Source organism: Allorhizobium pseudoryzae (assembly GCF_011046245.1).
In the GTDB taxonomy this organism is placed as follows: Bacteria; Pseudomonadota; Alphaproteobacteria; order Rhizobiales; family Rhizobiaceae; genus Neorhizobium; species Neorhizobium pseudoryzae.
Map to the genome: position 1 here is coordinate 2,939,423 of NZ_CP049241.1, position 25,606 is coordinate 2,965,028.

Genomic DNA, 25,606 nt, shown 5'->3' on the forward strand with positions numbered 1-25,606 from the left:
CCTTGGTTCTTCATCGCCTCTCGGCATCCGGTCAGTGATGGCACTAAAGCATTCCGGGTCTGAAACAGGCTTGAACGGGACATTCATCCGCGGTTCATCGCCACCGGTGCTTGCGAAGCCGGCTCCGGCGTGACACAAGGCCAAGGAATCGCCAGCCCGTATGCCCCAAGAGGTGACATGACGACCGCCTTCTATCCCGGCTCCTTCGACCCAATGACCAATGGACATCTGGACGTGTTGATCCAGGCGCTGAGCGTGGCCGATCGTCTGGTTGTCGGCATCGGCGTCCATCCGGGCAAGGTGCCGATGTTCACCTTCGAAGAACGGGCGGAGTTGATCCGCCGCGCGCTGGCGGAGGTCGTTCCGGAACGGATGGAGACGCTGACGGTTGTTTCCTTCGACAATCTGGTGATCCATGCCGCACGCGATCACGGCGCGAAAATCCTGATCCGCGGCCTGCGGGATGGCACGGATCTCGATTACGAAATGCAGATGGCGGGCATGAATGCGCAGATGGCGCCGGACATCCAGACGGTGTTCCTGCCTGCCGGCACCGCCTCGCGACCGATTACGGCCACATTGGTCCGGCAGATCGCCTCGATGGGCGGCGACGTGAGGGCCTTCGTGCCGAACGCCGTTCTTGATGCGCTGACACAGAAGCTGAAACGCTGACTGTTCTTCATTCCCAAACGGAGTTGTCCGATGAAATTGATGACCCTTGCCTTTGCCGGTGCGCTTGCCGCCGCCTCCTTCGTCTCGCAGGCGCTCGCCGCTGCCGATGACTTTCTCACCATCCAGCTGAAGGATGGCCCGGTGGTCGTGCAGCTGATGCCGGAGGTTGCGCCGAAGCACGTGGCACAGGTGAAGAAGCTGGCCGCTGAGGGCAAATACAACAATGTTGCCTTTCACCGCGTGATCGACGGCTTCATGGCCCAGACGGGCGATGTGCAGTACGGCAACATGGAGAAGGGTTTTGATGCCCGCCGCGCCGGCATGGGCGGTTCCGAACTGCCGGATATCCCGGCGGAGTTCTCGAAGGTGCCGTTCGAACGCGGCACGGTCGGCATGGCCCGCTCGCAGGACCCGAACTCGGCGAACTCGCAATTCTTCATCATGTTCGACAAGGGCTCGTTCCTCAACGGCCAGTACACCGTCATCGGCAAGGTCGTGTCCGGCATGGAAAATGTGGACAAGATCAAGCGTGGCCAGGGCGGCAATGGCGAAGTTTCCAATCCCGACCGGATGATCAAGGTTACCGTCGGGAAATAATGGGCGAACGCCCAAAACACCAAGGAGAGTGACATGGCCGAGATCAAGGATCCGGAAAACACCATCATCATGGAAACCACCAAGGGCAAGGTCGTCATCGCGCTGATGCCGGATCTCGCTCCCGGCCATGTGGCCCGCGTCAAGGAACTGGCCCGCGAAGGCGCCTATGACGGCGTGGTCTTCCACCGCGTGATTGCGGATTTCATGGCGCAGACGGGCGACGTGAAGTTCGGCAAGAAGGGTGGCGAAAGCTTCAACCCGGGCCGTGCCGGCATGGGCGGTTCCGACAAGCCGGACCTGAAGGCCGAATTCTCGGCCGTTCCGCACGTGCGCGGCACCTGCTCCATGGCCCGCTCGCAGAGCCCGAACTCGGCGAACTCGCAGTTCTTCATCTGCTTCACCGACGCACCGTGGCTGAACAAGCAGTATTCGGTCTGGGGTCAGGTCATCGAGGGCATGGACTTCATCGACCAGATCAAGAAGGGCGAGCCGGTGTCCGATCCGGATTCGATTGTCTCGATGAAGGTCGCGGCCGACATCGCCGCCTGATCCTCAGATCGTGAGCAAAAACGGGCGCTCCGGGATCTCCGGGGCGCTTTTCTTTTCGGGTCCCAGCCTTTATCAGCGGGACCGAGCCCAACGTGACACGGCGCTGACAACCTTTCGATGATGAGAAGCACCCGGACCCCACCATGCGCGTAGACCTGTTCGATTTCGACCTGCCGGAGGAGAATATTGCGCTCAGGCCCGCAAACCCGCGCGACAGCGCCCGGCTGCTCGTCGTTCAGCCGGATGGGACCGAAGTGCTGAGTGATCATGTGGTGCGCGACCTGCCGTCGTTTCTGAAGGCCGGCGATGCGCTGGTGTTCAATGATACCAAGGTGATCCCGGCCCAGCTTGAAGGGATCCGTTCGCGCGAGGGCGCGCCGGACCTGCATCTCTCGGCGACGCTGCACATGCGCATTGCCCCAGATGCCTGGAAGGCCTTCGCCAAGCCCGGCAAGCGGCTGAAGATCGGCGATCGCATCCGCTTTGGCCATTCCGGCAGTTCCTGCTTCCTTGGCACGCTCGATGCGGTGCTGGAGGAGAAGGGTGAGGGCGGCGAGGTGACGCTGCGCTTTGATCTCTCTGGCCCATCGCTCGACGAGGCGATCATGGCGGTCGGGCATATTCCGCTGCCGCCCTATATCGCCGCCAAGCGCCCGGAAGACGAGCAGGACAGCCGCGACTACCAGACGATCTATGCCCGCGAGGAGGGTGCGGTGGCCGCGCCGACTGCCGGCCTGCATTTCACGCCGGATCTGTTTGCCGCACTGGATGCGGCCGGCATCGAGCGGCATTTCGTGACGCTGCATGTGGGCGCAGGCACCTTCCTGCCGGTCAAGGCGGATGATACCGCCGAACACAAGATGCATTCGGAGATCGGCACCGTTTCACCGGCCACGGCGGGCGCGCTGAATGCCGTCCGGGCGCGGGGAGGGCGGATCGTTTCCGTCGGCACCACCTCGCTTCGGCTTCTCGAAAGCGCCGCGGAGCCGGACGGCACGCTCAAGGCCTGGTCCGGGGCAACCGACATTTTCATCACGCCCGGATACCGGTTCCGGGCCGTCGATGTGCTGATGACGAATTTCCACCTGCCGCGCTCGACGCTCTTCATGCTCGTTTCCGCCTTTGCGGGGCTGGAAACGATGCGTGCTGCTTACACCCACGCGATTTCCACGGGCTATCGCTTCTATTCCTACGGCGATTCCAGCCTGCTCTTCCGGAAAACCTCATGACCAGCGAAAACTTCCAGTTCACCCTGAAGGCCACCGACGGCAAGGCGCGCCTTGGCGAAATCTCCATGCCGCGCGGCACGATCCGCACGCCGGCCTTCATGCCGGTCGGCACCGTCGGCACGGTGAAGGCCATGTATCTCGATCAGGTTCGCGAAGGCGGGGCCGATATCATTCTTGGCAATACCTACCACCTGATGCTGCGCCCAGGCCCGGAACGCGTCGCGCGGCTTGGCGGCCTGCACGAGCTCATCCGTTGGCCGGAGCCGATCCTGACCGATAGCGGCGGTTTCCAGGTGATGTCGCTGTCGGGCCTCAGGAAGCTCGATGAGAAGGGTGTGACCTTCAAGAGCCATATCGACGGCTCGTTGCACCACATGTCGCCGGAGCGCTCGATCGAGATCCAGGGCCTGCTCGACAGCGATATCCAGATGCAGCTCGACGAATGCGTGGCGCTACCGGCCGAGCCAAAGGAAATCGAGCGGGCGATGGAGCTTTCGTTGCGCTGGGCCGAACGCTGCAAGATCGCCTTCGGCAACCAGCCGGGCAAGGCGATGTTCGGCATCGTCCAGGGCGGCGACCAGCCGGCGCTGCGCGTGCGCTCCGCCGAAGGCTTGAAGGCGCTCGATCTGAAGGGCTATGCGGTCGGTGGCCTGGCGGTCGGCGAGCCGCAGGCGGTGATGCTCGACATGCTGAACATCACGCTGCCGGTGTTGCCGACCGAAAAGCCGCGCTACCTGATGGGCGTCGGTACGCCGGACGACATCATCAAGTCGGTTGCCTGCGGCATCGACATGTTCGACTGCGTGATGCCGACCCGGTCCGGCCGTCACGGCCTCGCCTTCACCCGCAAGGGCAAGGTGAACATCCGCAATGCGAAGCACGCCGAAGATCTGCGGCCGCTCGACGAGCAATCCAGCTGCCCGGCCACGCGTGATTATTCGCGCGCCTATCTGCACCACCTCGTTCGTTCCAACGAGGCGCTGGGTGGCATGCTTCTCTCCTGGAACAACCTCTCCTATTACCAGGAGCTGATGCAGGGCATCCGCACGGCGATCGCCGAGGGGCATTACGAGGATTTCATGGCGGAAACGCAGGAAGCCTGGGCGCGCGGCGACGACTGATCGCCCTGCCTCGTTCGCCTATCAGATCCCGGTGCTGGCGGTCTTGGCCAGCACCCGCACGCCGTTCACCTTGTAGCTGCCGTCATCCTGCAGCCGCATCTCGTAGATGGCGCTCCAGTCCTTGGCGCCGCGGCCGGTGACGATCACCTCCTGCAGCACGAGTTCCCCGCCACCGACCGTCTTTGACCGGCCAAAGGCATAGTGGCCGGGGCTGGAAAGGGGCGCGTATTGCTTCCTGACCATGTCGAGGAAACGGACTTCCGACGGAAACAGGCTGCGGATGGCTGGCGAAGCGAAGGAATAGGCAACGGTTGCATTGCCGCTCATCAGCGCGCTGATCTGGCTCGCGATGATCTTCTGGGCATCGGACACCGGATCCTCGGCGGCAGTCGAGGGCAGGGTGGTCCACAAGAGACAGAGCAGGGCGGAGGCTGTCCGGAAAAGCATGCGCATTCTCCCCGATTGTGACAGTAGGATAACGCAGTCCACAGGATTCTAGAAGTATGGGCACGACAGGCTTTCGCAGAGCCTGCGGCACCTGTTCCCGGAAGGTCACTACGCCGGAATTCGCAAAGGCGATCACTGCAGCGATCCGCCTTCGTCCTTGTTCTTGCCGGAGTGTGGTGCAACTGTGCCGGCATCTTCCCGCCTCCGGACAAGCCAGCATGATTCTCGCGCCGCCAGCGTTGCTCTTCTTTTGCAATGCGCTCCTCTTTGTTTCGCTGTTCACCCGTCTGCCGTCGATCCAGGAGGGGCTCGGTGTCGATAAGGCAGTGCTGGGGCTGGCGCTGCTCGGTGCACCCGCCGGCACCTTTCTCGCGCTGCCGATTGCAGGCCGTGTGACGGATTATCTGACGCCGCGCATCACTGCGCCGCTGATGCTGTCGATTGCAGCGCTGATCACGCCGCTTCTGACGATCGTGCCGATCCTCGGCTTCTTTCTCTGCTTTCTGCTCTTCGGTTTCTTCCGCACGATCCTGGATGTGGCGGCGAACATGATCTCGACCGGAATTGAGCAGCGCACGGGCCAGAAGGTTCTTTCCCGCAGCCATGGGTTCTGGTCGGTCGGGCTTCTTGCCGGTTCTCTTGCCTCCGGCTTTCTGGCCGGGCACGGCGTGTCGCCCTTCCATCACCAGCTGGGTGCGGCACTGATCGTCGTTGCCTGCTGTCTCGTCGTCGTGAAGATCGCGCCGCGGGAAGAGCGCATGCCGCGCATCGCCACCGGTCGGCGCAAGGTGTTTGTGCTGCCGGACCGGATCATCATCCTGATCTGCATCATGGTTTTCGGTATCGGCATCAGCGAAGGCGCCGTCTATGACTGGGGCATCTTCTACCTTCGCGAGGTTTTGCACGCGGATGCCGCGACCGCCGGCATCCTTTATGCCGGCTTCACCATCGGCATGGGCGCCACACGCATGGTGGGTGACAATCTGCGCGAACGGTTCGGCACCATGACGCTGGTGCGCGGCTCTGCGGCCTGCGTTGCCGTCGGGCTCGTGCTGCTTCTATCGACGGGCAGCCTCGGCATTGCTGCCTTAGCGCTGTTCCTGATGGGCTGCGGCGTGGCGCTCGGTTTTCCGCTGGCGGTCGCAACCACCATCACGCTCGGCCGTGGTTCGATAGCGGACAATCTCGCCGCCCTGGCGCTGACGCTGCTGATCGCCAATATCGGCGTGCCGCCAATGCTCGGGTTTGTTGCGGAACATGCCAGCCTGACGGTCAGTTTTGTGGTGCTTTTGCCGTTCCTGGCCGTGAGTTTCATCATGGCGCCGGTGGCGCAGGGGCGCGTGCCGAAGATCCTCCGCGCTGCCATGAATGAACCGAAGGATGGGGATAGACAAGAGCCGGCCCCGGTTTCGCCACAAGATGCGGCGAGGGGTTGAGCCTTCCTGCCGATAAGACTACGAGGTTGATCTTGGAGCATTCGAAACCAGGTGGAACCGTGATCGACCCCTACAAGTTGCTGGGCGTGCCGCGCGATGCCGATGGCGCGGCCATCAAGACCGCCTATCGCACGAAGGCGAAATCCTCGCACCCGGATACCGGCGGCGATGTCGATGCGTTTGCCAAGCTCACGACCTCCTACGAACTGCTGCTCGATCCCGTGCGCCGCAAGATCTACGACGACACCGGTTTTGATCCGCAGCTGACCGATTCGAAGGACCTCGAGGGGTTGCTCGTTCTCGATACGCTGGTCAACGAGATCATCCTCGACGAGCGGGCGCCCGGAAGCTTCGATCCGGTGGCCGCCATGCGCCGCAAGCTGACCGACAAGGTGGTGAATACCCGTTTCCACATCCTGGAACTCGAGCGGCATCGCGGACGCATCCGCAATCATCTCGACCGCATTGGCCGCCGCCCGGAAAGCGACGTGCTCGGCCGCATGCTGACGGCCCGCTGTGATGCGATTGCCGATGCGATCGGCAAGGCGGAAGGCGAGATCAAGGTGATCGAGCAGGCCTATGCCATGCTCGACGGTTATTCCTACGAGATGGAAGCCGAGCCGCAGAAAGCGGCGGAATAGGCGTCGTTTGCCGTTTCGTGATGTGGGACGGATGACCCCGGACCGGACAGGTGGGAAGCTCGCCTGCCATTTCGTTGGCCATGGGAAGAAAGCGGAAAAATACCCATGTTCTCCATCCCTGTCGCGTCCGCTTGACACGGTCCGGGTTCGTGGGTCGAACCGGCCGGAGGAGATTTTGTTCCTGCCCATCGTCGCCCAGACGCTGAGGCCCGGATGGACCGGATATCTTGCATGAGCGAGACGGCGATGCAGACCTTGCGGTTCAGTGGCCGCGCGGCTTATGCGGCGCCGCGGCCTCGTCCTCGTCGGCACAACTGGCCAGTCGAAGCACGTAATCCTCCGCCGCATCCGCCAGGGAGAGGGCGATTTCCGCCGTGCTGAGGCCCTGGCGTCTGAGATCCTCGATCATGGAAAGCATGGCCGCCTCAACCTTGAAGCGGCAACCAATGCTTGGCTCGAAAGCGTCGTCTACACTCGATTGTCTGTGTGTCATGAGCCCATGGTTCCCTTGCCCGAAATTGAGCATGACACATGTTTGCAACTGTTCAAGTGCTTGGTTAGTTAAGGGTTAATGTCTCGAACTGGGTGTGCCGAAGCGATACGGAACATGGTTTTGCGCGGCAGTGGCGGGAAGGCCTGCGCCAGAATGGAGCAGACGCCTCAGTTGCGGCAGGCATCCTCGATGCTCCAGCCGAACAGCCAGGCATCGCACTTCTCCTGCCATTCCTTCAGATGACGACCCTCGCGGGGCGGACGATGGTTCAGCAGCGGGTTCTGCTGCGGTTTCAGCCCCAGCATGCGCGCATGCATGCCGCGCTGCTGCCAATCGAGAACAACGTGATCGTCATTCAGCATTGCGTCTTGATCCTCATGATCCCGGTCGAACCATCATGGTCCGATTATTCCGACAAGGTGTCGGTAATCGCCGAAACTTGCGCGGAGCTGTCGGATCGCACAGCGCCTGTTCCGACCGTTTGGGGAACCGGTCCGTCTCCCGCGGGTTCGAACCGAACAGCAGAGAACCAAAGGAGACAGGCCATGACGACCGAACCTTCGAAGACGAAGCGCACCTTGACCAGCCTTGCCGCCGAAGTCGGCCTCATGCCCGCCGATGAAGCGCGGCGGCGGGAGGAAGGGGCTGATCAGCCCGTCGAGCGTGGCACAGCCGTTCTGGGCGAGAAGCGCGAAACGCCTGCCTCTCCGCCACACGACATGGCCCGCGAAGCCGCCGAACACGAGGTGGCGATGCGTGAAGCAAGGCGCGACGAGCGCAGGCATGCGGATGGCATCCTGCCGGGCGCAGCAACGAAGCTGCCGCCGGATTGAGCGGGGGAGGATGGGGCTGGCGAGGGGGCAAAAATTCAAGTTGGCGGAAGAGGTGTCTACCGAGTTGGACGCGCAACCGCTTGAATTTCCTTGCTGATATTTTTCTCAATATAGCGAAATACCCCAAGGGATACCCCAGAAAAATAAAGCTTAGATCAGGGAAGGGGCGGCAGTATCCGAGCAGGATTGACAACGGCCAATGTATCCGCCATCAATAACTACATCGACGGAATAATCCACCGTCTGGATAGCACCGGCTACAAACCCTTGTCAACACCTATCGGAGGAAAAATGAAACCAGCCAATGATAACTCCGGCGACCTGCTTCTGGGAGCAAGCGCCATTGCAGGCCACCTCGGCATCACTCCACGCCAGACGTATCGACTTATCTATGACGGGCTCCTGCCTCACTTCAAACTTGGCGGCTTTATCGCCGCCCGTCGCTCGTCGCTGACCAAGTGGCTGGAAGAGCAAGAGGTGGCGGCATGAGCAACATCATTGACCTGATCGCTTATGAGGTCGCTCTCCTAGAATCGGTCGATGACGGGATGGTGGCGTACGCGTGGTACGACGGCCAATCCGAGGTTTGGCGCTCCATCAAGCGCGCTTCCAATGGTCGCTACCCAGCAAACCGGCGAGGCGCCCCCATGACCCAGCAAATGGTTGACGGACCTGCGCATCTATTCGCGATGTACCACCCGTACTTCGAGAAGCAAATTCGCCGGCAGGTCGTGGCCGCCTAACCATAAAACCCACACACCACACAGCCACTCACCCCCTGCCGGCGCTCTGCCGGCATGTAGATGAACCGTGGAGATATGATGAAGATCATAAACGTCCGGCCAGGCGGCCGGCCGAAGGATCTTGCCGTCTTTGATATCGAGATTGGCCCGCACCTTCGCCTCTACAATCTAACCCTGCGCAAGTCTCCGGACGGCAGACTTCGGACTTTGGCGCCGAACGCAGCAGGTAAGCACTCGGCATCATTCCACCCGGAATTGGCCGAGCAAATCACACGCGCTGCAGTAGCGGCAATGGGAGGCTTTGCAGCCAATGAAATTGAATCTCAAGTTCAATAACCAGCCTTCATTTGATGAAGCCGCCATTCGCGCGCACGTCGCGCTTTTGCATGAGTGCGCCCAAGGCGTTGATGGCGTGCTTGTCGTATCCACATTTTACGCCAACGCAGGCGACCGACCCGGCCCTATCACCCATCATCACATCGGTGACGTTGACGGGATGACCGCGGCAATCATGGCCCACGCGACGACGCCCGGTGTCAACGTCTATACTGGCTTGCACGTCATGCGGCGTGGACTCGAACGCGGCAAGCGCGGGACAGAGCGGGACATAGTCGCAATGCTGGGCGTTGTGGCGGATCTGGACAGCGACACCGGCAAGACAGGCGAGCTACCCGTTGATCCTGACTTCGTCATCGAGACGTCTCCCGGCAATCACCAGCCCGCAATCATCTTCGACCAGCCCGCCGCGCCTGCAGAAGCGCGCGAAATTGGCGCGGCATTGCGAGCCGCAACAGGCGCGGACCACGGCACCGTAGACCCCGCCCACGTATGGCGCATTCCGGGTACGCTGAACTGGCCGAATGCGACGAAGCTGGCACGGGGTCGCAGTCCGGATCCCGTTCTCGTCACTGTCTCGGCGCCTTACGGCGGCACCGTCCAGAGCGTTGCGGATCTGAAGGCGGCGCTGGCGCCTTGGTCGCAGAAGGCCGCTCAGACCGCATCTGTGACCGTTGGTGAGCTTCCGGATGCTGCGACCGTCAAGGCGTCAGGCACCGCTACCGCCATGCTGGCAGCTGCGGGTGTCGGCGACCGCTCGGCCCATGCGGCGAAAATCGTGGAGCGTCTGGCGTTCGACGGCCACACAGCCGAGCAAGCGGGTGCATTGTTCCTTGCCGCGTCTGGCGACTGGTTCGAACGCTACTCTAGTAGATCCGAGGCGATGGCCGACTTCAGCCGACTGTGGGCCAAGTTTGGCAAGCCCCACGAGGAAGCGCGGGAGGCCGGCGCTAAGGCCGCGGCCAGTTTGCTCACACCTACCAATGAAAACGAGCGGGGCGTCCTGTCCTTTATGGGCGAGGATCGTGAGTACATCCCGAAGCCAGAGCTCATTCGCGACACCATCCCCCGTAATGGCGTGGGCTTTTTTGGTGGTCAGTCGGGCGCACTAAAAACCTTCTTTGCAGTCCATGCGGCAACCTGCCTCATGACGGGCGAGCCGCTTGCCGGCCGCGACATCGAGCGAACGGGCGGCGTCGTCTATCTGGCAGCCGAAGGCGAAGGCACAATTGAGGGCCGCATGAAGGCGAGGCGCATGCAGATGGAAAAGCCGTCCCAAGCTATGCCGTTCTTCACACTCACCAAGTTCGGCGCCATCGAAGACGCAGCCGCCTACAAGTCGCTGGAGCGGCGCCTTGAGCAAGCATCGGAACGCATGCAATCCCGTTTCGGTGTACCGCTTGTCGCCGTCGTAATCGACACCGTGGCGGCTGCGGGAATGATACCGGAAGACAAGGAGAACGATCCCGGTGCCTGGCAAAAAGTCTTCGACGCCTTGCAGCCTATTTCGGAGCGGCTCGATATCGTCGTCATTTTGATCCATCACGCCGGTAAGAATGCGAATGCTGGTCTACGTGGTTCTTCGAACGCCCGTGCGGCGGCCGACTTCGCTCTGATGCTGGCCTGTGACCGCGATGAAATCACGGGCGACACGAAAAACCACTTCCTGCACCTCGCGAAGAGCCGAGATGCAGCCGAGGGGCCGATAGCCGGAATCCAGAAGCGCACCGTCGAGATTGCCAAGCGTGATGACGGTTCGCCCATCACAACGCTCGTGCTCGACTTCGACATGTCGAACAAGGCGCCGGCAGTAAGGTTGAAGACAAGCAAAACGGACAAGCCGTTCCGCGAAGCCTTCGATGCTTGCGAACTACACCGCGTGCGAGTGCATGGCGAATCCAATGCGCCGGAAGTCCAAGCCGCTCGCCTTGAGGACCTCAAGAGGGAGTTTGGATTGCGATACGTCACGGCCCAAACCGACGCAACGAAGCGCGCCGATAATGTCCGCAACGCACTTCGGACGGCGATCACAAGGGTGCGCGATGCGGGCGAATATGCCACCGGGACGTGGGGCGGGGCCGAGTGGATATGGCGCCTTAAACCATAGTCGGATTTTTGGATTTTTCTGGATTTCTCCGGAGACATCCGAAGAGCAATAAGAAATCCGCCACAGGGAGATGGGGTACCTATTTTCAAAATAGGTACCCCCCCGGCGTGATCGAAGGGTTAAAACCGTCCGGATTTTTGGATTTTTCCTATAGGGATCCGATCCAAAAATCCGCTATTAAACATAGCAAGTTTGGAGCGCCGCCTTCGCGCCTTCCGCAGCCTGGGCTGGCTTCGCATTCCGGCTCGCCGCGTGAATCTGGACAATATTGTTCGGGGCGAACATGACGCCAACGAGGTTCGCAAAGACTTCAAACCATCTGAACGAGTGGCGATTGCGGAGGCGGTTAAGACTTAGCGAAACGGGGCGGCCCGGAGTGTTGCGGCGCCAATGGCGATAGAGATGGCTAGGTTTGATTTAAAAAATTAAAATGGGATTTTCGACCGCCCCTCTGCTTCTTCCACAGCTGAGAAGCTGCGGAGCAGTAACACAAAAATGGTGGGAGTGCAAGAGTCAACGCGGTGTTGACAGGAAATATTTTTAAACGAAATACGGTAGGTGTAACACATACCTTTAGAGGAGAGACCACCATGGGTATTCATTCCGATGCTTTCGGTCGCGTCACCCTCACTAATGAGGACGCTCGAAAGTTTGAAAACCAAGTCCGGTACGGCCGCCCCTCAAAGGAGGCAAAAGAGGCTGTAGCTAAAGGCGCCGAGGCTGTCAAAAACTTCCAGCGTGATGGGATGATACGCTTCAGCGTCAAAAAGGCCGGCTAAGCTTTTCCATGGACGCAGAATTGGTTCTGAGAAGGTTGCAACCCGGAGACAAGCTCTCCGGGTTTTCTCTTGGTCATGCCAACTTTACGCCCTTAAAGATGTTTCTTAAGAAGGACGCGCAGGCATACGAGACTAATAATCTCGCAAGGACGTATGCTCTCTTCGAGCCTGAGAAGAACGTCATCAAAGCGTACGTGACAATCACCTGCGGCGAGGTTGCGCTCAAGGACGGCGTGGAACATGACGGTAAGGTCAACTACCGCTTCCCGCACTATCCTGCCGTCAAGATTGCAAGACTGGCCGTGACAGAGCAGTTGAAGGGCCGAGGTGTAGGCAAAATGCTGGTGGAATTCTCACTAGGAGTTGCCAAAGAGCTAATCTGCCCACATGTCGGTTGCCGCTTTGCTGTTGTTGATTCAAAGGCGGAGTCCGTCGATTTTTACCGTCGTTGCGGGTTCACGTTCCTTGATACGCCAGAGAACAAGTCTCGACCTAATCCGGTTATGTTCATAGACCTTAGTAAAATCTAGGCGCATTCGGCCCCATCCGTCCGCCGGGGGGGCTTCAGTCTTCGCGACTTTCGCTTGTCGCCGTACCCGCGTCCCACTCATGTGCAACTAAAATTTCCATTTTTGATTTTTTAATCAAAACCAGCGCGCCGCTACAGTCCAGTGCCAGGCGACGCTCGTGCTGGCCCGCAGTGTCATACAGGCCCTGACGGGTGGCCAATATAGCCCCCGGGGCATCGGATTCCTTTGGATTGCTCTCCACCGCGGGTCAAAAGCGTACGCATCTGCAATTCAAAAGTTGACCAAGAATAAGGATTTCGCACTCATGGCACGGCCGAAATTGGCGGCAGTGCAAAAAAAACGGTTGGGGCAGCGCCGACCGCGTATGTTGCCTGTTGGGAAACCAAACCATGGGCGCCATCAGCTTGATTTGGCTCACTCCGCGGGCTGGCTCATACTTTTATGGAAAAGTCAATAAGAATTGACAGTCAGAAATGTAACCACTAGTAACAACATTGTATGCCGACTCTACAAGCAGGCCGGCGCCGCCATGCCACCAGTGACAAGACCCGGACAACGGGCATCACGTTTTCCAACCTACGAGATCCATGTGAGAACACCAGAACAGCACCGCGCCGCCGTGGCCGCCTGGCGCGAACTTGCGCCCGCAAATGATTCCGACATCTTCACTAATCCGAGATCCTCTTCGCCACGCCATGCCGTGCTATCCGAGGATCTGGCTGCCATCCTAAATTGGCGCGCAATTTCTCGTCCACCTGCAGAACCACTGCGCACGAACTGGTCAATCATCCCTGCGAACGACAATTTTGAGGAAGAAACACCCGAAGAAGAGCCGGCGCCGCCCATAGTCGAGTGCGAGCACGAGATACGCCCAACCGTTGGCGCCCTCATGGCTGCGGTCAAGAACGTGGAGTTTGAGCCTCATCGACCCGGCCTCATCGATCGGCGACCCATAGGCGGCGACATCGAGAAGCGCTCCGGACAGATTGTCAGGCTTGGCGCTCTGCGCTTCGGAACGATGCCGACTGTTGCAGACGGTACGACGACGCGCCCTGGCAACAACCGTCAAATCATCGCATGGCGAGGGAAACGGCCAGTGGACCGCTTCGGAAGAGCTAAGGGTGCCGACCTTGATGAAGAGGATGAGTTTGCCAAGCGGCAGCGTCTTGCCGACTGGCTGGGCTGCTATGCGGGAGAATTCATTCCGCAGACGCTGCAAAGTCGAAGAAAGGCGCGAGAGCGTGCAGATCGCGTCAGGGGTAAGCCGCTGCCGGCACTGCCGCCGACAACCATGCCGCTGAACGACGCGAGAGCTTTTGCCGGCTTGCCAGCAGTTGCGGAAGAGCCCGTGCCTGGGCTGCCCACTGGATCAATGGACATCGGCGACATTTTCTTCTCATGGGTGGCGATGCCTAAGAAAGCGAACCATGGGGCGATGATACGCGACGAAGACACCACCTTAGACCGTGCCGAAGTCGCTTCACAGCTTCATCCGCAAGACGTCGCGGTGCTCGATGCGGCGCTAACCGCGCGCAATATGACCGACATTGGAAACGTGATTGGGTTCGCGGGTAAGGTAGCCGAGCGAAAGGGGCGAAGGGCGCTCATGGACGCGTGCGGACGCCTTTCGCAGATCTTGTCGGCTGCATAAGTCCCATTTCGCAGACTGGCGCGGATAATAGATATCGGGCCTCTCGTAGGGGTCAAACTGCCAGCCTTCGGGCTGGCTTTTTTCTTCGCGCCACAAACTTGCGACTTTCGCAAATTCGCCCGTTGCGCGTCCTGCGCGGGCGATCGCGCCGCGCCGTCGAGCCGCCTCCTGCTCCGGCGCGGCGCACCATTTCCGGGGGAAACCAATGAAAGAATCCAGATACACGGAGGCGATTGGCGTCCTCCTGGGCTTTCGGTTCAGCGCCGTTCGCCAAACCCTGCGCACATTGCGCGAAGCCGGTCTTGTGCCGGGGCTACGCGGCGGTGATCTGCAGCCAGAACAACTGCCGGCGGTCATTCTCGGCCTGTGTGCGCCGACTTTCGCCACCGCCGCGGACACATATGAGCGACTAGCTGCCCTGAGGCTAGCCGATGCTGCGGACCTCCCTAAGTCGGCTGGAGACGCGCTCACTGCGATCGTCCGGATACTCCCAAGAAGCCCGGTCTTGGGTAGCCTTGACTTGGACGACGGCTTTCTCACGGTCGGCAACGGCCAAATGACGATCGATGCCCTGAGCCTTGCCGGCAAGCGCGCGGTCGTGCGCTACGGCACTTCGGACAACGCTGACAACGCGCTGCACAGATTCCCGCTTAACGGGATCCGCGAGCTCGTTAAAACCATGGAAAAAAAATGAAGATTGAACAATCAGCCGAAGTTAAAGCCATTCGCGCCAAGAAGGGTGAGCTCTCGATTGAGCTTACTGCGGTCGATGGCGACCGCCGCCGCTTGGCGCAAGACGACGCACCCGACGAGATACCCCGCGACCCCATGGCGGCTCGCACTGCCGAGTTGCTTGGCGAGGCCCCACCTCAGTTTTCTGAAACGAAGGCGGAGAAGCTGCATCGCCTCGCAATGCGCAGCCGCGAACTACGGGCCGCTATTGAAGTGCTTTCGCATCGCGAACAGGCCGCCGTTCACCGATGGGAATCCGAAGTACGGGCCGGGGTTTCGGAGGAGCATAAACGGCGACTGAAGGCAGTGGTGGCCGCGCTCACGGGCCTTCATGCCGCTAACCTCAGTCTGTCGGCGTTGGCCGATGAAATCGAGCAGGCTGGTGTCAGCGCCGCCGCCCTGCGCGCCGATTACCCCACATTCATCGGACGGCCGAAGGACCCGCAGTCGCCGATGGCTCACTGGCTCCGCCACGCAGCCGAGGTCGGCGCCATGTCATCGCGCGACATCCCACAGGAGCTCCAATACCGATGAGGCCGCCTAGAATTGAAGTACCCGCACGGTCTGCGCGCCTGCCGATGCAGGCAGCCAGCCGCCGAAAGCCCGAGTTTAAAGCTCTCGACGGAAAAACACTCAAGCGACCGGCCATCGAAGGGTTTGCCTGTCTGACGGAGACCGTATTCGAGCATGGCGACCGGCTCGTGTTCTTCCGGGCGGGCGCCTTCACGGGCACTGTGCACGCGCCCACCACAAAGCGGCTTCTATTCGACCACGCTGATGCCCGGTCGTACGGCTCGACGGCCTCCGGCCTTGAGTTTGCCAATACCACGCGGGGTCTCGCTTTCCGGATGCCTCTGGCCGGTGATGACGGCTGCGCCGTGTATGACGCTGTCACTTCGGGCGAGCGCGCCTGCGTGTCCGTTGGAGTTCGCTATTCCGATTTCGAAACTCAGACGATCGCCGGATACAAGGTTGACGTCATCAACTCCGCCGATCTGATCGAGATCAGCTTATGTCGGCAAGGCGCCGTGCCCGAGACGTTCGCCGCCCTGGTAGATATCGCAGATGAGCCGCCGCTCTGGGAAGCGGCACGATCGCCGGCATTTGCGACTCGAAAAGTCGTAGCCAACGTAGATGCGCGGGTCAGGCGGATTACCGAGGCGCTGGCCGGCATCAGTCGTTGATGATGGGGTAGGGGGGGGTGCTTCGATGTTCAGGCGACCTCACCCACGGGCCGGTGGTGCCCCACATCGCAATTGCTAACACAGGAATTTGCCTCGCGCGCGCGCAAGCGCGCGTGCGCGAGAAATCATTGGATTTTTTGGGCCAGGAGGGGCGGTCAAAAGTCTGAAATGATCGCTTGCATCGGAGCGGTTGAGGGCAAATGCGTGCATTTTGTCGATTCAAATGTTGAGGGTTAGCGGTTAGACGAATAGCGATCGCGAATGTATGAGTTGAAGTACTCGCCTGCTGACCTCGCGTTGATTAAGCCGAGGTAAACGCTTTCAGGAACTCCGTAGTAGTCATACGGCCCGCCGCTTTCCACAAACCATATCCGCAATATACGCGTAGCGGACATGTATTCGGCCCGACGGATGGCGCTTGATCTCAGAAATGGCATTTCGTTCCCCCCAAATTTCGGTGGTTGCCGTCGTCGGTCCGGGTCACGAGTCCGGATTAAAAGTCAAATGAAAGCTGGCCAGGCCACGAGCGAAAGTGCGAGCAGACGTGTTCTAGACGTCCAAATCTGCGCCGCACGTATGCGCGAACTTTCACGACTTTAGACTTCAACATGCCAGGCATGTCATTGCCTCCTTTCTCTACGAAGCAGGATCATTCCTGCCGCTCAGGCCGACATCGGCCCCACCCGTATGAGCCGGCTTACGCCGCGAGAGAAGGTTGACGACGGCAACCACCGATAGGCTCGCACGATTCGCAGAAAAGGGAAGTGTGCGAGCAATAATCCACACCAATTCACCGCCACGGCGCGCCCTCGTGCGCATAAAAGGAGGGGCCATTGGCCGCCCAAGACCTAGAACGCCTCGTCGTCCAGCTCAGTGCAGATATCAAAAAGTATGAAAACGCGCTTAACCGTGCAAACGGCATCACGAACGCGCGCGCCCGAGTCATTGAGTCCCGCTTTGCGAAAATGAATAAGGGCATCGCGGCTGGCTTTGGCGGGTTGGCCACGTCTGCGGCAGCCGCGTTCGCCGCAATCGGCGGGGCACAGGGTCTAAAGCAGCTGTCCGACACTGCGACACGCATTGATAACGCGCTCAAGGTGGCCGGTCTTGCAGGCGCCGAACTGGAAAGCGTCTACCAAAGCCTTTTTGCCGCCGCGACGAAGAACGCCGCCCCGATTGAAAGCCTTGTCACGCTTTATGGGCGTCTTGCACTAGTGCAGGGCGAACTTGGAATTTCCAGCCAGCAGATTGTCTCGTTTTCCGAGAATATTGCGTTGGCGCTGCGCGTTGGCGGTGTGTCCGCACAACAGGCGTCCGGAGCGCTCCTGCAGTTGAGCCAAGCGCTCGGCGGCGGGACCGTAAGGGCAGAAGAGTTTAATTCTGTCCTTGAGGGTGCGCCAACTATCCTGCAAGCGGCTGCCGCAGGCATCAAGGAAGCCGACGGCTCCGTGGCGAAGTTGTGGCAAATCATGCTTGATGGCGAATTGTCGTCAAAGGCGTTTTTTGCGGGCTTTCAGGCCGGCGCACCAGTGCTTGAGCAGAAGGTGGCAAACTCTGTCTTCACGATTGACCAGCGACTTACAAACCTCGGAACAGCTCTAGTCAACGCGGCCAAAGAGTTCAACCAGTCGTCAGAGGCCGGCCAGACATTTGGTGTCGCAATCGATGACGTCAGCCGCTTTGTCAATTCGGTGAATTTTGACAAGTTGATCAGACAGATTCAGGTTGTCGTTGAGCAGTTCCGCTTTGGCATCGAGTCCGCTAACGATTTTGCGGGGGCCATCGGGAGGCTTTCTGGTTTTGATGGCATCGGGCGCGATATCGTCAATCTTCTGCCGGGAGACGGTGCGCAAAAGAGTTTCTTTGGCGGCGCCCTAACCGTCACGTCAACTGCCGCAATCTCAGACAGAATAAACCAGGCGTTTGAAAACGAAGTCAACCAAGCCAGCGACTTGACCGCGGAAGCAATCCGCAAGAGCGTCCTTGGCAAGCCTGGCGCCGTTCCGAACACAACAACTGCAAAAGCCACGCGCCTTCCTGCCGCCCCGCAGCCGATATCCATCAATGACCCTGCGTTTGCGGCAACGCCAACGACAAAGCCAGGCGGCAAGCCCGGCGGCGGCTCCCGCGGTGGGGGCGGCAAACAATCCGAGTTCCAGCGCGAAGTTGAGCAGATCAAGGAGCGCACTGCGGCGCTGCAGGCGGAGACGGAGGCGCAGAAGTCTGTCTGCGGTTCAATTTTCATACTGGAGGAAGCCCAATGACCGCCTTCATGCTGGCGCCATATGCCGACCGCGTCGAAATCCTTTCAGACGGCGCGAAATATACTGCTGACGGCATCTATCTAGGTTCGACCTACAAGGTGGCGCTGTCCGATGACGTGCCGCTCGCCGTCGTTGGGTCTGGCGTAGTCTCTGAGATTTCCGCTTTGGCCGACACCATCATGGCTGCGGCAGAGACCACCAAAAGCGTTGACGAAACAATTGCGTTGCTCCGCAAAGCCTTAAAAAAGATCGCGCGAAAGCCGAACCTGGACACAGGCATGCGCATGGCGATTGGTGCAATTTCGGAAAGGTCCGGACCCGTTTGCTTCGTGTTCTCGACGTTCGTAGATCCGGCCAGCAGCGTGCCGCCATTCGCGCTGCAGGAGATGCCGCGCGCATTCGCACAAGGCGCCGCACCAACTGGCGAGGACATGGCCGGTTATGGTCACTTGTCCATTTCAGAGGGACTAGAGGCTGATGCGGCGTTCCTCTTCAATTGCATGCGGCGCCAACCGCTAGCCAACCCAGCCGCACCCGGCAAGGAATCCGGCCACACCATTGGCGGCCACCTCGATTTCACGGTGGTACGGGCCGAAAGCTACGAAACTCGGCAGCTTCTGACCTGGCCGGATGTGGTGGGAGAGAAAATCGATCCCACGCGAGCTTCACGCGCCGCCTAGCCACCAGCCCGCCGTCGAGCGGGCTTTTTCACACCACTACCACCACCACGAACCAGCCGGTGCGACCGGCGGGAGGGAAATCTATGTCTGATTCAACCGCCTATGCGTTCTGCGTATTTGCCGGAAACATTACCGACGCGCTCGTTAAATCTGGCGCCCTCACACCCGCGGCCGCTCGCGCAGTTTTCGCGGAAGTAGCCGACCGCCGAGATTCTTTGGCGGATGAAGACGCGGCTAATCTCACTCAGTATTTTTCTTACGGTTCAACTGAGTTTTGGCCGGAGGAGGCACGCTAATGGCTCTGCTTTCCTACCAGTCACAAGACATCTTTGCGCCAGCGAACGACAACGGCACGCCACGTTCTCCTAGCCTGCAGAAAATGCAGGTGTGGGGGACTGAAATTGAAGCGGTCACGACGGCAACCGCTGCCGCTTCTGCCGTCTTCGATACGCGCGCCAATCTTTACGCGTCGCTGGCATATGCGGCAAACACTATGGCATGGGTCGTCAATGACACGACTGCAGCCTACAACGGCATTTATCGCAAGTCTGGCGCCTCCGGTTCCGGCTCTTGGTCCCGTGTCGCCAACCTGCCGCACGGGCTGATTGTCGCTAGCAATGCGGGCGCTGGTGGGGCTAATGCCATCGTTGCAACGAGCGCGCTGCCGATTTCTGAATCCGCGCTTGTGCTGCTCAATATCGCGACCACGAACACGTCTAGCCCGGTCACGGTTGCATTCAACGGCGAGCCTGCACTGACTATCAAGACGGCGTCAGGCAACAACGTTGCGGCCAACGCGCTGCTGTCCGGTATGCTTGTGCTTGGCGTTAAGTCTGGCACGACCTTCCGGCTTTTGAGCGATCAAGCAACGGCGTCTATCGTTCCGGCCGCGGAAGCCGCGCAGGTAGCTGCCGAGGCGGCTCGGGATGCTGCAATAGGCGCCGTACCGAACGTCTACACGCCGACGCGCACCGCGCTTAAGGCTCTAGACACCGGAACCATTCAGCAGGCGTATTTGATCGAGTCCGGCCGCGAAGGTCAGTTCATTTGGCGCTCTGGCGACTACAGTTCGCAGATTGCCGCGGACACATTGGAGGGCGTCTTCGTCAAGGCCAACGCTATATCTGCAAGTTCTGGCGCGTGGGTTCGCGTCGTTGAGGACGATGTTGCCGCGTCTTGGTTTGGTGCGGTGGGTGACGGTGTTACGGACGACACCGTTGCGCGAGACGCGGCTGCTGCGTATGTGGGCTTTGGCGGTGAAATCTATCTGCCAGCCGGAAAAACGTATCTGGTGAGCAACAACGACAACCCTTATGGGGTTTCATTCATCGGACCAGGAAAGCTCGTAACTGCTGTCACGGGCGGCCAAAGGCAGAGAAACTCCTACGCCGGCCTGACAAATCTCCATGCCGGAAGAGAGTATCTTGAACGTCTGTACGCCTACTTGGCGCTCGGTCAAGGCAATCCCCTCGGAACATTCCGCGCAACTATTTTCGGGGATAGCACGGCAACAAATGACTATGGGCCGGTTACGCCAACTGCCGTGCTGCAGACGGCTATCGCTGATAAAGGTTTGCCAAACTTCATCTTGGCCAATCAGGCTGTCGGCGGAACGAGTTGGGCCGATCTTGATGTTTCCGCCTATTTGGGCGGTATCAACGCCTTGCACATTTATAGCTATGGCATCAACGATGCATCGGGCGGGTCACTGGAAAACCGGCTGGCCAATCTCCATGCGACAATGGATGCGAAGCTAACGGCTATTCGCGCGGCTGCTGGCGGGGGCATTGGATCCTTGTCGATCGTTCTAAAGGGGCCGAACGCGACGAGCGACAGCCCGAATGGCCGAGATGAGCGATGGTATGAAAAAATCCGCGGTATCTACCTCACGATGGCTCGCAAGCATAAATGCGCGTATTTTGATACGTACGGAGAGTTTTTAGACGCACGAGACGCGGCTGGCATCTTCATGGATGATGCTTATGGGGATGGCCGTGCCGTTCACCCGATAAACCAATTCAACGCGCGGATTTGGGGTGCTTTTTGTGACTGGCTTTTGCCAAGGAGTTCTGTGGCCCGTTATGCGACGAACCGGGTCAGCAATAACGGCGCTGTAAGTAGCAGCCTTTCCAGTGGGGCGACTCCTAGCCAGTTTTTGGACGCGATTTCCACCAATCGGGCCACGACAGAAAATGGCTGGCCGATTGATGGTTTCGTAGTGAGCGAGCGGAATGTCGATGGCGGGGCAGTACAAAGGCTTTTTTCCTACACTCCAGGCGCATCCAAGGTTATCACGCGAACTGCAGACGTGGCTGGCGATACTTGGAATCCATGGTCGGGGTTGGCTTTGCCGATCACGTTAGCTAACGGCTGGACAAATTACGGGACCCCGTGGGGCGACGCTCAAGTGTCAAAAACCGCAGACGGAACATGCGCTGTGTCTGGGCTTGTCGCGGGAGGTACGACGACGGCGGACACCGTTATCGGAACGCTCCCGACCGGCTTTCGCCCGGTAAAAGACCTTATTTTCTCCGTCGCTACGAATGGAGGTTCTTCGAAAATATCAGTCCACGCAGACGGCACCATCAAAGCCTTTTCAGCAGCGGACGGCACTTACACGTCGTTAAGCGGTATTACCTACCTGGCATCCAACTAAATCGATGCTGGCGCAACTTGCCGCCGCTGCCTTCACGGGTGGCGGCGGTTTTCTATCAGACTGAAGGAGCGTCTTTTTTCGGTGGTTCGATGACGGGTCTCTCGAATGCCGGTGTTTTCGGATCCTTGGGGTCTAGAGGGTCCAAAACGACATATGCTGGATTGGGATAGTGGTCGAGCGCCGCGCCTGTTGCCGCATCAACGCCCATCCCGATAATGCCGCCGACTAATATGTTACCAGCAAAACCAGCGGCGCCGCCGTCACTAATCTTCGTTTTAACGTCTACTTTTCCGGGTTTATATCCAGGCTTTTCGGCGAAGACGGTAAACTCTGCGCGGCGCTCGACCTTTATAGTGCATGGGGACTGAGGACAGCTATGCCCCAACGAAGTAGTGATCTTCGCGTCTGTTGGAAGCGCAGAAATCACAACATTTTCAGTTACTCCTCTTGAGACTGAACCGCATGCCGCCAGCCCTAGACAAGCAACCACCGCAAAAAATACAAAAGAAATCTTCATCTGTGCTCCCCCCACGTATAACGATAAGGAACACGTTTTAATTTAGAAGTCGAGCGAAAAGCGGCGCCATCTGCAACGCTAGAGGGAACTGTTCAGTTTACCGCGTTCGCGCTCCCATCGCTCAAATTCATCCTCTTGGCTGTTGTTGGCCACCAGTCCGCTGATTTCGTCAAGCTTGGCATCAATCGCCTTCTTGTCCCACTTGCGCGTGCCAGGGATTGCCGGCGGCATGATGTTCGTGCGCACCCACAGACTAAAAGCCGTTGGTGTGATGCCGCAGTAGGCGGCGGCTTCGGCTCTGCCGATCAGGCGTGGCCCGTCAGTCATCGATTGGCTTTCTTCGACCTTTCCATTCGCCTAGGCGTTCCGGGCCATCCGGCACAGCAAAGCCTGCCGTGATGCCAAAATAACTATCGTAGAATTTTTTGACGAGAGGCACGGGTCGCCCGTCATGTAGCGGGTCAACACGCGGGAAGCCCTTGCGCTCAAGTTGCGGGATGACCGTCTTGACCCACATCGCGGCGCGTTCTTTGCCCACGATTGCCACGGCCAGCTGCCGGTCGGTGGCGAATAGAGGCAAGTTGGAAAGAAGATCGGTCACTTGCGCGCCGCCAGTCTGCGCGCGCGACGGAGCGCCGCGAGGGTCTTAGAGTTCTTGTTCGGTTCAGGCGGCGGCTCCCTTCGGGGAAATTCCAGTATCTTTGGAACATCGTCGATGTGCACCAGCGGCGTGCGGCCGACCTTCTTCCCAAGCCCCATGGCCCTGGCGCGTTCCCAGACCGTTCGCGCCGTGACGGTGACACCGGTTGATCGGGAAATTCTGTCGGCAACTGCTTTCGGGGTGAGAAGCCCGTCCATCAGGGCGTCCGGATCCAATTTCTTTGTCATCATTCACCAAGCGCATATTAACGTTTTCGTTGCCGGCACGGATGCCGGAAACGCCTCGCTTCTCCTCGTTGGTGGAAAGAACGGTTGGTTGCCGCAATTGGAGGTTAATTCCCCGAGCTGACGTGAGTCAAGCCGGGGCGACCATTCTATGCAGGTGGAGCAAATCCGCGGCTTTGAGCTCAACAGGATCCTTGCCGGCATCGCTCTGCCTGAACCAGTCCTTAGCGTCAGCCACGGCCGGTCCGTAGGGTGCCGGATAATCGCCTAGCCCCAACACCCAAAGGCGTACGATCTCCCGCTCCATGCGGCTGGCAGCGTATCGGTCGTGAACAGTGCGGGCGGACGCGAGGAAGTCTTCGAGCTTTTTCATTGTGGATCGCGAAGACGAACGCCGCCGGCGATAAATTCAACGCCAGCCGCTTCAAGGGCGTTGCGGATGGCTTCGAGTGTGCTCACGCGTGGGTCATTCTTTCCGCGTTCCAGGTTCTTGACGCTCATTTCAGAGACCCCTGAAGCTTCTGCCAAGGCAGTTTGCTTCCAGTCCAGTAGAGCTCTGGCGGCTCGAATTTGTGCTGCGGTGATCATTGCCGCAGAGTATCCCCTCGCACCTATTGCGGCAAGACAAATGACCGTGGCGGTTATTTTTGTGGTTGACGGTTAGTTAAATGTACCCTAGGGTTATTTTGCCAACCGAGAGGGCCAACAGATGACCACCACAGCAGCAGCACAGACAATCGACATCCATGAAGTCAGCTTGGACGCGACCGCATTGTTCTTCATCGTGGACCGTGTCGAAGAGGCCTTTTCGCGCGGCGATGACGCAGTTGAGGAGGCACTTGCGATGGCGCGCGTAGCGCGACAGATGGCCCTCAAACTTGATCTTGATCTGAAGGCTCTGTCTTTGCGGGCGGTTTGAAATAAAAATCGCCCCTGTATCGGTCCGGGTGTTCTACCCCGCGAAGCCGTAGAGGATGACGCCCGTTCGAATCGGGCCAGGGGCTCCACATACTTCATTCCGCCTCGGCACCACCCACTCGGGGCAATCCGGCCCATAGGGCGGCATGAAGTAAGCAGGCCAGCGCGGGCCACCAACGTCCTAAGGGATGCGCAGCAGGTCAGCCAGAACCGTCGGTCTTAGGGTCGGCGGTTCTAGGCGTTCTAAGCGGGGAGGGGGCTTAGCGCCGTCTTCCGCTCAATATCTCTACGGCAGGCACCATATCAGCGGCGATTAGGTCAGCCCATTCTTGCGCCAATTCCGTACGCCTTGCCAAGTGTTCGGCGCGGTTATAGCGGCCTTCCGTCTTTTCCTTTGAGACATGCGCCAGCATCAGGTCGATGATGTAGCGGTCGGCCGGGAATCTCTCGTTCATGATTGTTGAGAACGTGGACCGGAAGCCGTGCGGCACATGGTGCCCATGATACCCCGCGCGGTTCAAAAGATACCCCATCGCGTTCTCAGACATCGGCTTGTGCGAGTGTCGCGCGTTTGGGAAGGCGAGGGGACCGCGGCCCGAAATCTGCCGCAAGGCAACAATCGCCTCAACGGCCTGAGATGGCAGTGGTACGAGATGATCGCGGCTTTCGTCTTCCTTAAAGTGGAGGCGCAGCTTCATTCTTTCGGCGGGAATTTGCCAAAGCGGGTTGCCCTCTACATCGTCCCATTCATGCCACGGTGTGCCGGCAAGCGTACCAGGGCGAACAGCTGTCAGAGCAAGGATCCGGATTGCCAGCTTCGTGACGGGGTGCGCAACCTCCGCGTCGACCTTGGCGAGCATTTCCCGTGCCTTGGTCAAGTCGGTGATGGCGAGCCGGCGCCCTTTCTTCAGTGGCGCCATGGCGCCTTGAACCATCGCCGCAGGATCGAAATCAGCACGTCCTGATGCAATTGCATATTGGAAGATGGCGCTCATTCGCTGGCGTATGCGGCGGGCCGTATCTTTTGCGCCCCTGCCTTCGATGGGCCTCAGCGCGGCTAGAATGTCAGGAGGCGACAGATCCCGAATTTGAACCTTGCCAAGTAGCGGGAAGATTTCTTTCTCAAGGCTGTTGATGACGTCGTCTGCGTGCCGCGCCACCCATTGCGGCTTGTTCAAGTCGTACCATTCACGGGCCAATCCCTCGAAAGTGGTTGCGGCATTCACCGCATTGAGCTTGCGCAGCTTCTTTGTTGCGCCGGGGTCCTTGTGGTCGTCCAGCAGTGCTTTCGCCTTGGCGCGCTCGGTTCTGGCATCGAGGAGGGAGACAGCGGGGTATTTTCCGATTGAAAGGAGCTTTTCCTTTCCGCCGAATGTGTAGCGAAACCGCCAAAGCTTTCCGCCCGAAGGCGTCACATAAAGAAACAATCCGCCGCCATCCGCGATCTTAAACGGCTTCTCGCGCGGCTTCTCTTTTTTAATGCGAATGTCGGTGAGCACACCAAATACCCCGAATACCCCAGATATCGAAAAAGATACCCCGGATAGTACCCCGTTTCCAGTGGGGTATAACGTAGCATGCGGCGGCAATAACTGGCAAGAAATGG

34 protein-coding genes and 1 tRNA gene are annotated in these 25,606 nt (G+C 59.4%); 24 read left to right on the plus strand and 11 right to left on the minus strand.

Annotated elements, in window-relative coordinates; genetic code table 11:
* Positions 1-177 precede the first annotated feature (177 nt).
* The 5 genes from coaD to tgt all read left to right on the plus strand — a co-directional run bounded on the left by coaD (position 178) and on the right by tgt (position 4,168).
* On the plus strand, positions 178-672 hold the full coding sequence (gene coaD, locus G6N78_RS14145) for a pantetheine-phosphate adenylyltransferase (protein WP_165219503.1): 495 nt from the start codon (positions 178-180) through the stop codon (positions 670-672).
* A 30-nt stretch (positions 673-702) separates the two neighbouring features.
* Positions 703-1,269, plus strand: coding sequence for a peptidylprolyl isomerase (locus G6N78_RS14150; protein WP_165219505.1), 567 nt, complete (start codon positions 703-705; stop codon positions 1,267-1,269).
* A 33-nt stretch (positions 1,270-1,302) separates the two neighbouring features.
* Complete coding sequence (locus G6N78_RS14155; RefSeq protein ID WP_165219507.1) at positions 1,303-1,818, plus strand: peptidylprolyl isomerase; 516 nt, start codon at positions 1,303-1,305, stop codon at positions 1,816-1,818.
* 143 nt (positions 1,819-1,961) lie between these two features.
* Positions 1,962-3,047, plus strand: a complete 1,086-nt coding sequence (queA, locus tag G6N78_RS14160) for a tRNA preQ1(34) S-adenosylmethionine ribosyltransferase-isomerase QueA (protein WP_165219509.1) — start codon at positions 1,962-1,964, stop codon at positions 3,045-3,047.
* Positions 3,044-4,168, plus strand: coding sequence for a tRNA guanosine(34) transglycosylase Tgt (gene tgt / locus G6N78_RS14165; RefSeq protein WP_165219511.1), 1,125 nt, complete (start codon positions 3,044-3,046; stop codon positions 4,166-4,168). Before queA ends, tgt begins: the two co-directional genes overlap by 4 nt.
* Positions 4,169-4,189: 21 nt before the next feature.
* Here tgt and G6N78_RS14170 read toward each other — a convergent pair whose 3' ends face one another.
* Positions 4,190-4,615 carry a DUF4864 domain-containing protein gene (locus tag G6N78_RS14170; RefSeq protein WP_165219513.1) on the minus strand — a complete coding sequence of 142 codons (426 nt, stop codon included), beginning with the start codon at positions 4,613-4,615 and terminating at the stop codon, positions 4,190-4,192.
* Positions 4,616-4,833: 218 nt separating this feature from the next.
* Here G6N78_RS14170 and G6N78_RS14175 point away from each other — a divergent pair, with 218 nt between their 5' ends.
* Together G6N78_RS14175 and G6N78_RS14180 are read left to right on the plus strand one after the other, a co-directional pair.
* Positions 4,834-6,051: an MFS transporter gene (locus G6N78_RS14175; RefSeq protein WP_165219515.1), complete on the plus strand. Its 1,218-nt coding sequence runs from the start codon at positions 4,834-4,836 to the stop codon at positions 6,049-6,051.
* 59 nt (positions 6,052-6,110) lie between these two features.
* Positions 6,111-6,692 (plus strand): J domain-containing protein, encoded by a 582-nt coding sequence (locus tag G6N78_RS14180; protein WP_165219517.1) that lies wholly within the window; start codon positions 6,111-6,113, stop codon positions 6,690-6,692.
* A 262-nt stretch (positions 6,693-6,954) separates the two neighbouring features.
* Here the strand turns inward: G6N78_RS14180 and G6N78_RS14185 are convergent, their stop codons facing one another.
* Both G6N78_RS14185 and G6N78_RS14190 read right to left on the minus strand, forming a co-directional pair.
* Positions 6,955-7,110: a hypothetical protein gene (locus G6N78_RS14185; protein WP_165219519.1), complete on the minus strand. Its 156-nt coding sequence runs from the start codon at positions 7,108-7,110 to the stop codon at positions 6,955-6,957.
* A gap of 242 nt (positions 7,111-7,352) precedes the next feature.
* Positions 7,353-7,547 carry a CrpP-related protein gene (locus tag G6N78_RS14190; protein WP_165219521.1) on the minus strand — a complete coding sequence of 65 codons (195 nt, stop codon included), beginning with the start codon at positions 7,545-7,547 and terminating at the stop codon, positions 7,353-7,355.
* A gap of 183 nt (positions 7,548-7,730) precedes the next feature.
* Here G6N78_RS14190 and G6N78_RS14195 point away from each other — a divergent pair, with 183 nt between their 5' ends.
* The 11 genes from G6N78_RS14195 (at position 7,731) to G6N78_RS14245 (ending at position 16,080) form a co-directional block, all read left to right on the plus strand.
* Positions 7,731-8,018: a hypothetical protein gene (locus G6N78_RS14195; protein ID WP_165219523.1), complete on the plus strand. Its 288-nt coding sequence runs from the start codon at positions 7,731-7,733 to the stop codon at positions 8,016-8,018.
* Between the two features lie 186 nt (positions 8,019-8,204).
* Positions 8,205-8,507 carry a helix-turn-helix domain-containing protein gene (locus tag G6N78_RS14200; protein ID WP_234905807.1) on the plus strand — a complete coding sequence of 101 codons (303 nt, stop codon included), beginning with the start codon at positions 8,205-8,207 and terminating at the stop codon, positions 8,505-8,507.
* Positions 8,504-8,761: a hypothetical protein gene (locus G6N78_RS14205; RefSeq protein WP_165219525.1), complete on the plus strand. Its 258-nt coding sequence runs from the start codon at positions 8,504-8,506 to the stop codon at positions 8,759-8,761. Before G6N78_RS14200 ends, G6N78_RS14205 begins: the two co-directional genes overlap by 4 nt.
* 78 nt (positions 8,762-8,839) lie before the next feature.
* Positions 8,840-9,097 (plus strand): hypothetical protein, encoded by a 258-nt coding sequence (locus tag G6N78_RS14210; protein WP_165219527.1) that lies wholly within the window; start codon positions 8,840-8,842, stop codon positions 9,095-9,097.
* Positions 9,072-11,204: an AAA family ATPase gene (locus tag G6N78_RS14215; RefSeq protein WP_165219529.1), complete on the plus strand. Its 2,133-nt coding sequence runs from the start codon at positions 9,072-9,074 to the stop codon at positions 11,202-11,204. The genes G6N78_RS14210 and G6N78_RS14215 overlap by 26 nt, the downstream gene beginning before the upstream one ends.
* A gap of 590 nt (positions 11,205-11,794) precedes the next feature.
* The gene (locus tag G6N78_RS14220) at positions 11,795-11,983 is read left to right on the plus strand and encodes a hypothetical protein (protein WP_165219531.1); all 189 of its coding nucleotides are present in this window, start codon (positions 11,795-11,797) and stop codon (positions 11,981-11,983) included.
* 8 nt (positions 11,984-11,991) lie between these two features.
* Entirely contained in the window at positions 11,992-12,513 is a 522-nt protein-coding gene (locus G6N78_RS14225) for a GNAT family N-acetyltransferase (RefSeq protein WP_165219533.1), read from the plus strand.
* Between the two features lie 589 nt (positions 12,514-13,102).
* Positions 13,103-14,164, plus strand: a complete 1,062-nt coding sequence (locus tag G6N78_RS14230) for a hypothetical protein (RefSeq protein WP_165219535.1) — start codon at positions 13,103-13,105, stop codon at positions 14,162-14,164.
* A gap of 205 nt (positions 14,165-14,369) precedes the next feature.
* Positions 14,370-14,858 carry a hypothetical protein gene (locus tag G6N78_RS14235; RefSeq protein WP_165219537.1) on the plus strand — a complete coding sequence of 163 codons (489 nt, stop codon included), beginning with the start codon at positions 14,370-14,372 and terminating at the stop codon, positions 14,856-14,858.
* Positions 14,855-15,430, plus strand: coding sequence for a hypothetical protein (locus G6N78_RS14240; RefSeq protein WP_165219539.1), 576 nt, complete (start codon positions 14,855-14,857; stop codon positions 15,428-15,430). The genes G6N78_RS14235 and G6N78_RS14240 overlap by 4 nt, the downstream gene beginning before the upstream one ends.
* A 44-nt stretch (positions 15,431-15,474) precedes the next feature.
* Positions 15,475-16,080 carry an HK97 family phage prohead protease gene (locus G6N78_RS14245; RefSeq protein ID WP_165219541.1) on the plus strand — a complete coding sequence of 202 codons (606 nt, stop codon included), beginning with the start codon at positions 15,475-15,477 and terminating at the stop codon, positions 16,078-16,080.
* 233 nt (positions 16,081-16,313) lie between these two features.
* Here the strand turns inward: G6N78_RS14245 and G6N78_RS26055 are convergent, their stop codons facing one another.
* Positions 16,314-16,517, minus strand: coding sequence for a KTSC domain-containing protein (locus G6N78_RS26055; RefSeq protein ID WP_165219543.1), 204 nt, complete (start codon positions 16,515-16,517; stop codon positions 16,314-16,316).
* Between the two features lie 396 nt (positions 16,518-16,913).
* Between G6N78_RS26055 and G6N78_RS14255 the strand changes: the two genes are divergently transcribed.
* The 4 genes from G6N78_RS14255 to G6N78_RS14270 all read left to right on the plus strand — a co-directional run bounded on the left by G6N78_RS14255 (position 16,914) and on the right by G6N78_RS14270 (position 21,680).
* Positions 16,914-18,344 (plus strand): tape measure protein, encoded by a 1,431-nt coding sequence (locus tag G6N78_RS14255; RefSeq protein ID WP_165219545.1) that lies wholly within the window; start codon positions 16,914-16,916, stop codon positions 18,342-18,344.
* Positions 18,341-19,024 carry a hypothetical protein gene (locus G6N78_RS14260; protein ID WP_165219547.1) on the plus strand — a complete coding sequence of 228 codons (684 nt, stop codon included), beginning with the start codon at positions 18,341-18,343 and terminating at the stop codon, positions 19,022-19,024. Before G6N78_RS14255 ends, G6N78_RS14260 begins: the two co-directional genes overlap by 4 nt.
* 83 nt (positions 19,025-19,107) lie before the next feature.
* Positions 19,108-19,320: a hypothetical protein gene (locus G6N78_RS14265; RefSeq protein WP_165219549.1), complete on the plus strand. Its 213-nt coding sequence runs from the start codon at positions 19,108-19,110 to the stop codon at positions 19,318-19,320.
* Entirely contained in the window at positions 19,320-21,680 is a 2,361-nt protein-coding gene (locus G6N78_RS14270) for a pectate lyase family protein (RefSeq protein WP_206531576.1), read from the plus strand. The genes G6N78_RS14265 and G6N78_RS14270 overlap by 1 nt, the downstream gene beginning before the upstream one ends.
* Before the next feature lie 55 nt (positions 21,681-21,735).
* Here G6N78_RS14270 and G6N78_RS14275 read toward each other — a convergent pair whose 3' ends face one another.
* The 6 genes from G6N78_RS14275 to G6N78_RS14300 all read right to left on the minus strand — a co-directional run bounded on the left by G6N78_RS14275 (position 21,736) and on the right by G6N78_RS14300 (position 23,670).
* Complete coding sequence (locus tag G6N78_RS14275) at positions 21,736-22,197, minus strand: translation initiation factor 2 (RefSeq protein ID WP_165219551.1); 462 nt, start codon at positions 22,195-22,197, stop codon at positions 21,736-21,738.
* 78 nt (positions 22,198-22,275) lie between these two features.
* Positions 22,276-22,524: a hypothetical protein gene (locus G6N78_RS14280; RefSeq protein WP_165219553.1), complete on the minus strand. Its 249-nt coding sequence runs from the start codon at positions 22,522-22,524 to the stop codon at positions 22,276-22,278.
* Positions 22,517-22,798 carry a hypothetical protein gene (locus G6N78_RS14285; RefSeq protein ID WP_165219555.1) on the minus strand — a complete coding sequence of 94 codons (282 nt, stop codon included), beginning with the start codon at positions 22,796-22,798 and terminating at the stop codon, positions 22,517-22,519. The genes G6N78_RS14280 and G6N78_RS14285 overlap by 8 nt, the downstream gene beginning before the upstream one ends.
* The gene (locus G6N78_RS14290; protein ID WP_165219557.1) at positions 22,795-23,055 is read right to left on the minus strand and encodes a helix-turn-helix domain-containing protein; all 261 of its coding nucleotides are present in this window, start codon (positions 23,053-23,055) and stop codon (positions 22,795-22,797) included. The genes G6N78_RS14285 and G6N78_RS14290 overlap by 4 nt, the downstream gene beginning before the upstream one ends.
* Positions 23,056-23,212: 157 nt before the next feature.
* Positions 23,213-23,455, minus strand: coding sequence for a hypothetical protein (locus G6N78_RS14295; protein WP_165219559.1), 243 nt, complete (start codon positions 23,453-23,455; stop codon positions 23,213-23,215).
* Positions 23,452-23,670, minus strand: coding sequence for a helix-turn-helix transcriptional regulator (locus G6N78_RS14300; RefSeq protein WP_165219561.1), 219 nt, complete (start codon positions 23,668-23,670; stop codon positions 23,452-23,454). The genes G6N78_RS14295 and G6N78_RS14300 overlap by 4 nt, the downstream gene beginning before the upstream one ends.
* Positions 23,671-23,791: 121 nt before the next feature.
* Here G6N78_RS14300 and G6N78_RS14305 point away from each other — a divergent pair, with 121 nt between their 5' ends.
* Both G6N78_RS14305 and G6N78_RS14310 read left to right on the plus strand, forming a co-directional pair.
* Positions 23,792-24,001: a hypothetical protein gene (locus G6N78_RS14305; protein WP_165219563.1), complete on the plus strand. Its 210-nt coding sequence runs from the start codon at positions 23,792-23,794 to the stop codon at positions 23,999-24,001.
* A 10-nt stretch (positions 24,002-24,011) separates the two neighbouring features.
* Positions 24,012-24,089 (plus strand) — tRNA-OTHER (locus G6N78_RS14310).
* Positions 24,090-24,260: 171 nt separating this feature from the next.
* On the opposite strand, the gene G6N78_RS14315 is transcribed toward G6N78_RS14310, so the two are convergent.
* On the minus strand, positions 24,261-25,499 hold the full coding sequence (locus G6N78_RS14315; protein WP_165219565.1) for a tyrosine-type recombinase/integrase: 1,239 nt from the start codon (positions 25,497-25,499) through the stop codon (positions 24,261-24,263).
* Positions 25,500-25,606 lie beyond the last annotated feature (107 nt).